The 1,190-nt window shown below is 65.0% G+C and carries 1 protein-coding gene; it reads left to right on the top strand.

The genetic code is table 11. The features are described 5' to 3' along the window. Positions 1 to 16: 16 nt before the first annotated feature. Positions 17 to 1,190, top strand: a 1,174-nt coding sequence (locus tag N5D22_RS27110; RefSeq protein WP_279659006.1) for an AGE family epimerase/isomerase, incomplete at its 3' end; no start/stop codon positions are given.

The raw sequence follows: 1,190 nt of genomic DNA, 5'->3' as shown, positions 1-1,190 counted from the left end.
AACAGAGAGTTGACGCATGACATTGCAATTTCCGAGCATCGCGCAGGCGCTTGCCGAAGAGATCGGAACATTACGCAAATGGCTGGATGAGGACGCCCTGCCCCTGTGGTGGGAGGCGGGTTCGGCCCGCCCGGATGGCGGCTTTTACGAGCGCCTCGGCCAGGATGCGAAACCGGTTTTTTCCGATGACCGCCGTGCCCGCGTGCAGCCGCGCCAGGCCTATTGTTTCGCCGCCGCCGGCCAGCATGGCTGGCAGGGGCCGTGGAAAGACGCGCTCTCGCACGGGCTTTCCTGGTTCGAAAAGGTCTATCGCCTTGAAAACGGCCTTTATGGCAACCTTGCCGACCAGACCGGCCGGCTGATCGATCCCTCCTTCGATCTCTACAATCAGGCCTTTGCGCTGTTCGCCGCCGCGCAGGCGGCCGCAAGCCTTCCCGAGCGCCGGGACGAGATGCGCGGCCGGGCGCTCGATATCCTCACCATCCTCGAACGCGACTACAGACATCCCATGGCCGGCTTCGAGGAAGCGAACCCGCCGCGCACGCCGCTCTGCTCCAATCCGCACATGCATCTCTTCGAGGCGATGCTGGCCTGGGAAGTGCAGGACCCGGACGGGCCGTGGTCGGCGCTGGCCGACGAGATCGCCGATCTTGCGCTTAACCGCTTCATCGATGGCGGCAATGGCGGCTTGCGCGAATTTTTCGCCCATGACTGGACACCGCATGACAGCGACAGGGGCCGGATCATGGAGCCGGGCCACCAGTTCGAATGGGCCTGGCTTCTGGTGCGCTGGGGCAGCCTGCGTGGAAACGACGAGGCGATCGGCAAGGCAAAACGGCTGTTCGAGATCGGCGAGGCCTACGGCATCTGCCCGCGCCGCAAGGTGGCGGTGATGAGCCTCTACGACGATTTTTCGGTGCATGACGGGCTGGCGCGGTTATGGCCGCAGACGGAGTGGCTGAAGGCGGCGGTACGGCTTGCAAGCGTTACGAGCGGCGAGGAACGGCAGCGTTACCTCGCCTCCGGCCTCAGCGCCATCGGCGCGCTGCAGCCTTTCCTCGACACGCCGGTCAGGGGCCTGTGGTTCGACAAATGGCCGGCCGACAGGCCAATGCTCGACGAGCCGGCGCCGGCAAGCACGTTTTATCACATCGTCTGCGCCATCTATGAGGCGGAGGCCGTGATGGGGG

Source organism: Agrobacterium sp. GD03872 (assembly GCF_029840625.1).
Lineage (GTDB): Bacteria > Pseudomonadota > Alphaproteobacteria > Rhizobiales > Rhizobiaceae > Agrobacterium > Agrobacterium fabrum_A.
The sequence above is the reverse complement of the archived record's forward strand: the minus strand, read 5'-3'. Positions and strand labels throughout refer to the sequence as shown.